The sequence below is a fragment of the Acidimicrobiia bacterium genome (genome assembly GCA_029210695.1).
In the GTDB taxonomy this organism is placed as follows: domain Bacteria; phylum Actinomycetota; class Acidimicrobiia; order Spongiisociales; family JAHEDJ01; genus JAHEDJ01.
Map to the genome: position 1 here is coordinate 24,655 of JARGFH010000045.1, position 7,055 is coordinate 31,709.

A 7,055-nucleotide genomic window follows, 5' to 3' on the forward strand; every position below is an offset into this window, starting at 1 on the left:
CAATACCCGACCCCGGCCACGCAGGATGCGGGGGTGGGGTCGGGGATTTGCGCCTTGCGCACCAGGGGCGGTGGAAGCCCGTCGTGACAGGCTCATCCGGGGATCCAAGGTGGACCGAGCTCCGGTCCGCGGCGGGTTCAGGGTCCGGGCCGTCTTTCGGACCGGCGAAACACCTAGCAGCTGGCGGAGCATCGACGGCTGAACCGGCTCGGTGCGCTGATCCTCGAGCCACCGCTCGACGTCGGATCGGCTGAACCGGACGTGCCGTCCGACCTTGTAGCTGGCCGGACCGGTGCTGCGGTACCGCCAGGCGTAGATCGTCCCCACCGGCACCCCGAGCCACTCGGCGACGTCCTCGACGCTGAGGAGCCGCTCTCCCTGGCCGCACGCCACCAGGACGCTCGGCCGATTCGCTGAAGCTGTGTTACTAGTCATGCCATCGACCGTACGCCGGCCCTATGACGGGGTCGACCCCCGGCCCGTCATATTGGTCATCCTGCGGAATCCGTCACTGCCGGGTGATACGTTCGGAGGCATGGACGACCTCACTCCGAATGCCGTCATAGCCTGGAATGTGCGCCGGCTCCGCCGTGAGCGAGGTTGGACGCAGGCCGCGCTGGCCGAACGGCTGGGCGAGCGGGACGACAAGCCGTGGACCTTCTCGATGGTCTCCGACGCGGAGACCGCCGGCCGGACGGACCGGGATCGGCAGTTCACAGCCAACGAGGTGAGCGTCCTCGCCCGCGTCTTCCAGGTGTCGGTCATTGCCCTGTTCGTGCCCGATCCGATGCAGCTGGTCAGGATCGGCAACGGCGTTTACACCCGTGAGGACTACGTCGACCTGGTGCTCCAGTTCCCGCCAGAAACGATGCCCGACGGCTTCGAGCGGCGCCTCCAGAACCAGTACGCCGTCCGCAACCGGGAGAGCACCGACCGTCTGGCTCGCAGCCGACCGGCTCGGACGGCGGATCCGAGCAGCGACCTCGCGCAACAGCTGCTCCAGCAGTTCTTCCACTTCGACCGAGGAGAGCACGATGTCGAGCGTTGACAAGACCGAGTACGGCACGTACCGGGTCCGCTTCCGCACCCCAGACGGTCATTCCCGATCCAAGACCTTCAAACGGCGAGTAGACGCCGACGCCTTCGCCGCCACAGTCGAGACCTCGAAGCTCTTCGGCACGTACACCGACCCGTCGCTCGGCAAGACCCGGTTCGGCGAGTGGGCGCCACATGTCCAAGCTTCTCGGATCAACCTGGCTCCCTCTACGCGCGCTCGGGACGATACCTACTTCCGGAGCTTCATCCTCCCGTACTTCGCCGACGAATCGTTGTCGAAGGTGAACCCGCTGCATGTCCAAGGCTGGGTGAGCGCGCTGCTCGCCAAGGACTACGCCCCAGCCACCATCCGCAAGGCGTACCAGCTGCTGAGCGCCGTGTTCGATGCGGCCGTCACTTCTGACCTGATCGCCCGCTCCCCGTGCCGAGGGATCAAGTTGCCGAAGGACTCCCGAGAGGAGATGCGGTTCCTCTCGCCGGATGAGATCGAGAAGCTAGCCGACGCCATCGACCCGCGCTACCGAACGCTCGTTCTCACCGGTGCCTACACCGGCCTTCGGCCTGGCGAGCTGCTCGGTCTGAAGGTGAGCCGGCTCAACATGCTCAGACGCCAGGTACAAGTCGTCGAGACACTCACCGAAGTGAAGGGGCAGGTCCGGCTGGGCCCTCCGAAGTCGAAGGCCTCCCGTCGGACCGTGACGATGCCGGCATTCCTCGTCGAGGAGTTCGCCCAGCACCTTGCACAGTATCGGGATCCCGACGACTGGGTCTTCTCATCGCCGCAGGGCGGACCTGTTCGCCGAACGAACTTCCGCCGCCGGTTCTGGCTGCCAGCGGTGCGGGCATCCGTCGGCGAGCCGCTCCGTTTCCACGACCTCCGCCATAGCCATGCAGCCCTCCTCATCGCGCAAGGTGTTCATCCGAAAGTCCTCCAGGATCGCCTTGGTCATGCTTCAATCACAACGACTCTCGACACATACGGGCACCTGATGACGGGGTTAGATGAGGCCGCGGCAGACGCTCTGGACGCGTCACGACGCGAGTCACCCACAAGAAACACGCGGTGAGCCTGACGCCAATTCCCTTGTGGAGTACTTCAGTCGTCCTCCCATGGCAACAAGCCCTCTGGCCTGCGCTTCGCTAGGAGCTTGGGTACCCACGCCAGCGTTCGGCTCGCAATGAGTGTCCGCGGCACGGGATGACCCATCTCAGCCAACCTGGCTGCTACCACCACTGGGATGTCAGCTAGGGGGAGGTGACGTCGGCCGAATGTTCGATATGGCTCCGTATTTGGTGATCGGAGTGCTTCTGTCTCCGCCCGATCCGGTGAGGGCTTCGTCAGGGCTGGTCTGTGTAGTGCTGAGAAACGGGTAGATCAGATGAAGAACAGGTTTCCCTGGCAGCCCGTGTTAAAGGCGAGCGCGATAATGGATGACAATCACACCTCGACGAAACGGCAGTACATGGACCCATTCAGCCTTTGGCTCCTAGGCAGTGTCGTCGTCCCCGACGCGTACGAGCACGTCGTGAACGCTCTCAACTCTACGACCGCTGAAGACCGCCTCGCAGAGCGCGTCCGGGTCGATGCCGGCCGGTACCCCAAGCGTGTATTCCGCCGCTGGTACCGGAGGGAGGAGACCTGGAAGGCCCTCGTCACCGGGGGTCAAGAGTCGTTCGACTCGCTCGTCGACCGGCTTTTCGCGGCGTCCGCCAACCGCCTCGTGGGCAGAGAGCTTCGTCGCGAACAAGCCGAGGCCATCGTGCGCGCTGCCGTCGCGGGCTTCGTGGGGAGCCTTGATCCATCCGATGCGGTCGCAGTAGCTGACCATCGCTCCGCGGAGAGGGATGCCTTGATAGACCAGAACGCAGAGCAGCGCACGATCCGGCTACGCGACCATCTCGACACGCGCTTCGCCTCCGTGGAGAGGCAACTCGGGGCCGCCGCGGACTTCGACGCGAGGGTAGCCGCGTTGCCAGGACCGGCTCGACCGCTATTCGAAAAGCTTGGATCGACGCATGAGTCCACGCTGCTGCTGGATGTCGCTGCAGCGGCCGTCCCACGCGAAGCTCTCGTCCAGCTAACGGCGGACATCCCATCGTGGCTCCGCGATACAAATGCAGCGACGTTGTTGGCTGCAGCCGAACTCTGTCGCTGCTACCGCGTGCACCTCGGCGCTGGGCGGCTATTCGAACTTGCTGCGGACATTTCAGCGGACCGTGCGTACTGCTACGCGCGGGCGGCGGTGGAACACGAGACGGTAGGAGACAGCGATCGGGCCAATGAGCTGATTCGGCAGGCAACGGCTCTCAGCACTGCTACGGGCGTCGAGGCGATCGCTGCAGCACTCGCCGAGGATCCGACGCGCGTGCTCGCCCTGCTTCCTGGCGACGACGCTCTCGCTGAGCCGTACTTCGTGGTGCTACGTCTCTACGGTCTGCGCGCGACCGGCGCCTTCGATGAGATCATCGGCTTTTTGACGTTGGCTCTCGAGCGCTACCCCGAGTCGCCGGGACTGATGATTGAGCTGGCTTGGGCATACCTCCGCCGCAGCCAAGCACCGACGACCACCAGTCGGACCGCGGACCGAGAACGGGCACTGGACCTCGGCCTCGAGGCGCGACAGCTACGGCGCGAATGGAGGGCTGATGCCGGTGATGCCGCTCGCGTCGCCTGCCAGGCTGGGCTCGTACTGGGGGCGTACGACCGCGTCATTCAGATCGGGATGGCACCGCCCGACGGAGAGGCGCTGCCAACAGAGGCCTCCAATACGCAGGTGAGGTTGTCGGTGGCTCAAGCAGCGGTTGCTACGGGCAAGACCGATGTCCTTCGGATCGTCGTCGATCTCGTCCCAGAAGGATTCCACCGGGCGATCATCCAGGCGGAGGTATTGCTACACACCGACGCCGACGCGGATGCTGTGCAGGCGGCATACGACGCCGTCTGGAATGAAGCCCGCGAGGAGGAGCACCGAGTTCTCTACTGGCTTTCGGGAGCGGCGGCTGGTGTCGACCTTCACGGCGTTGACGAGATCAAAGAGCGTGCGGACGATGTGCCGATTCTCGTGGAGGCGCAGCTGCACATCGCCAGGGGTGAGCACGAGGCTGCCGTCACTCTGCTGCGGCGAAGCCCGCGAACCGAGCACGCAACACGGCTCTTGGTTGGTGCGCTCATTGGGGTCGACGACACCGACGGCGCTGTCGACGAACTCAAGGCTGCCGCGACCCGGTTCAACGACACGGCTCATCTGGTGCGAGCCGTCGAGGTTCTCGGGCGGGCAAACCGGCTGCATGACGCCGCAGCTCTGGCTCAGGAGGCACTTCAACGTGTCCCGCGGACACTTGGCGAAGCACGTACCATCCTACATGAGGTTCTAGTCGAACGAGCGGGAGTCGATGCCGCTTGGGGCGAGATGGCCCTTCGTAGCCGCGCCTGGATCGAGGACCTAGGTCCATCGACTCGAAACCGGTGGCACCTCGCGCTCGCGCTCTATCACGGCGGGGATCCGGGGAGCGCCTGGCGGACTCTCCAAGATCCGCCGATACTCCATCCCTCAACATCGAACCAGGCACACCTTTGGATTGTGCTAGCCGCGCACGAATCACCGAGTCCAGAGCTCGCTGATGAGATCGTTGCGCTTGTCGACATCCATCCGGACGATGACGCGCTCGCCCAAATCGCTGTCGGCGTGTTCTTCGGTCGGGGCGACGGGGTCTGGGGCGAGGTTCGACCGGATACGGTCAGCCGCTTTCAAGCACTGCTGAGGAGCCACGCCGTCGACTACGGGTCGGATGAAGACGCGGCTGTGTATGTCCTCACGGGCACCGCGGAGGAAATGCTCGAGAAGCTTAAGCCGTCGCTTGAAGCGAACGCGCGAGCGATCGACGAGATGACAGCCAAGGTTCGCCAGGGTTGGCCCTACGGGCTTCTAGCAGCCGTGGGGCACCGGCCCTATGCGGCGGCGTTGATTCATCGCGCTGCTGGCTGTCTGCCGATCGCAACGGTGGACCGGGTTCGGGTCGAGGCTGAAGTCGCAGCCGCTCGCGCGGCTCTGGGCAAGCCCGTCGCGGTCGACGTGAGCACGCTCGTGGTAGGCGGCTACATCCGGGGCTCATGGCCAGACCTGCGCGGGTCGTTCGCTCGGCTTGACCTGCCCCAGCCAGCGCACGCTGACATCGTCAGCACGGTCGAGGACTTTCGCCGACCCGTGAACGGGACGCTGTACTTCGATCCATCAGTGCAGGCCGTCCGTGGCGCCGACGCAGATCCGGACATCCAGGCGCGGTTGCTCGAGCATGGAGAGTGGGTTGCGGCACAGGTAGGCGATCTCATCGTCGTGGACTGGCCGCGGCTCACAGCACTCAGCGAAGCACCCGACGACACGTTTTTGCCTTGGCTGTCCGCTCTCGACATGGCCAAAGCACTCGGGCTTCCTCTCTGGTGCGACGACCTCGGCGTGAGGACCCTTGCGGCGAGCGACAACGTACCTGCCTTCGGGACCGCCGCTCTCATTGCGGCGCTTGTTGAGAGGTCGGCGATCGAACCGGGTGCGGCGCAGGGAGCGCTCCGCTCGTTGCGCGAGGCATACGCAGTCGACCTCCCTCTGGACGCCGATTGGGTTCGTCTATCCGCCGCCTCCGACGAGTGGCGACCCGGGCCGAGCGCGTTTTACTTCGCTCGATCCGCTGCCTGGGTGGACTTCGAGAGCGCATACAGGCTCTGGTCCGAGCTCGCGCAATCGTCTGCAGAAGCGGAGAGCATCCGTGTGGCTGGTTGGGTACATGCAGCGGCGCTCGGGCTCGCTTCTGCAGTGGACGCCGCGAGAGCGCCGCACGTGCTTGCAGCCATCGCGGCGAAGGGCATCGCCGTAGCAAGTTTCGACCCAGAAGCGATCGCCGCATGTGCAGCGCGGGTGCGCGAGGTTGCGCATATCGCAGGTGTCCAGAGTCCTGTGCCGACACTGATGGCAACCTTGCTCGAACACCTCACCGCGGCGGTCGGAGCAGAGGCCGCCGCCCGGCTCGTCATGTCGGAGAATCTCGCCGACGAGGATCGGGCCATCGTGCGCGATCTCGTATTCGGGATCACGCCAACCAAGGGACCGCTAGAACCGTAGGACTGGGAGCATCACAGCGCCAGGATGTTGCTCACGGCGCCTGAGCATCACACTCCTCGTTCCCATCGCTCGACGATCTCCCAGGCAACGGCCACTGTCCGTTCTCGATCCGGGTGACCCGTAGAGGTCGGACGACGGGAACCTCGGCAACGGGCCGAAGACACCAGGCGGTCGGTCCACCGACAGTTCGACGCCATCCGAGGAGCAGCCACCTCCCGCATCCCCACGCTGTTTTCGTTGCGAGATCCGTTTCGGGCAGCGCGTATTCCCGCCGGGTTGGAGTCGGCGCGCGCCGCACGGCTCAAGTGAGGCGCACCAACCTTGCGGCGATCGATCAACCCTCAACGGTTTCGTACACTCCCCCGGTGTTCTGGCCACATCAAGGACATCCAATCCGCGTCGCCCCCGCGACGGATTGTGTCAGATCCGTGTCAGATCGGCTGCCGACGCAGGACGACTCGAAGAGGTATGGCAACCAGAGACCCCCGTCTACAAGGGGTTTCGTGTGGTGGGCGCTACTGGGATCGAACCAGTGACCTCTGCCGTGTGAAGGCAGCGCTCTCCCGCTGAGCTAAGCGCCCCAGCCAATGGGTCGGGCTGTGGCGTGAGATTGTAGCGATGAGCCAGACCGCCTCGGAATCGACCGAACACCTACCACAGGTCGCGAAAACCATGCATAGACAGATTCGGCAGGTCGTGATTCGATGAGAAAAGAGGGGGTCGATGTTGAATGCGATGAATCCATTCGATGTCAGCGGCCGGAACCACTGGTCGGCGCTGATGCTCACCGAGATTGTGGCCGCCATGGCGCTCTTCCTGGCAGTCATTGCCTCGGTATGGTTCATTCTCGGCACGCTGGGCTGATCGACGACGCGCGCCGCCGTG

Annotated in this window: 4 protein-coding genes, 1 tRNA gene and 1 pseudogene; 4 read left to right on the plus strand and 2 right to left on the minus strand. The window is 64.7% G+C overall.

Annotated features, from left to right (window positions below; translation table 11 throughout):
* Positions 1-216: 216 nt before the first annotated feature.
* A pseudogene (locus tag P1T08_13540) lies at positions 217-435 on the minus strand (helix-turn-helix domain-containing protein).
* On the opposite strand from P1T08_13540, the gene P1T08_13545 reads away from it, so the two are divergent.
* From P1T08_13545 to P1T08_13555, 3 genes are all read left to right on the plus strand, one after another.
* Positions 434-1,048 (plus strand): helix-turn-helix transcriptional regulator, encoded by a 615-nt coding sequence (locus tag P1T08_13545; protein ID MDF1597098.1) that lies wholly within the window; start codon positions 434-436, stop codon positions 1,046-1,048. The pseudogene P1T08_13540 and the gene P1T08_13545 overlap by 2 nt on opposite strands.
* Complete coding sequence (locus P1T08_13550; protein MDF1597099.1) at positions 1,035-2,123, plus strand: tyrosine-type recombinase/integrase; 1,089 nt, start codon at positions 1,035-1,037, stop codon at positions 2,121-2,123. Before P1T08_13545 ends, P1T08_13550 begins: the two co-directional genes overlap by 14 nt.
* Positions 2,124-2,483: 360 nt before the next feature.
* Positions 2,484-6,170, plus strand: a complete 3,687-nt coding sequence (locus P1T08_13555; protein MDF1597100.1) for a hypothetical protein — start codon at positions 2,484-2,486, stop codon at positions 6,168-6,170.
* A gap of 506 nt (positions 6,171-6,676) precedes the next feature.
* On the opposite strand, the gene P1T08_13560 is transcribed toward P1T08_13555, so the two are convergent.
* Positions 6,677-6,751 (minus strand) — tRNA-Val (locus tag P1T08_13560).
* Between the two features lie 154 nt (positions 6,752-6,905).
* On the opposite strand from P1T08_13560, the gene P1T08_13565 reads away from it, so the two are divergent.
* Positions 6,906-7,034 carry a hypothetical protein gene (locus tag P1T08_13565; protein ID MDF1597101.1) on the plus strand — a complete coding sequence of 43 codons (129 nt, stop codon included), beginning with the start codon at positions 6,906-6,908 and terminating at the stop codon, positions 7,032-7,034.
* The last annotated feature ends 21 nt before the right edge of the window (positions 7,035-7,055 follow it).

What these genes read in the sequence shown, in the direction of transcription:
- P1T08_13545 (MDF1597098.1), top strand. Translation starts at nt 434, where the DNA reads ATGCCATCGACCGTACGCCGGCCCTATGACGGGGTCGACCCCCGGCCC.
- P1T08_13565 (MDF1597101.1), top strand. Translation starts at nt 6,906, where the DNA reads ATGAATCCATTCGATGTCAGCGGCCGGAACCACTGGTCGGCGCTGATG.
- P1T08_13555 (MDF1597100.1), top strand. Translation starts at nt 2,484, where the DNA reads ATGGATGACAATCACACCTCGACGAAACGGCAGTACATGGACCCATTC.
- P1T08_13550 (MDF1597099.1), top strand. Translation starts at nt 1,035, where the DNA reads ATGTCGAGCGTTGACAAGACCGAGTACGGCACGTACCGGGTCCGCTTC.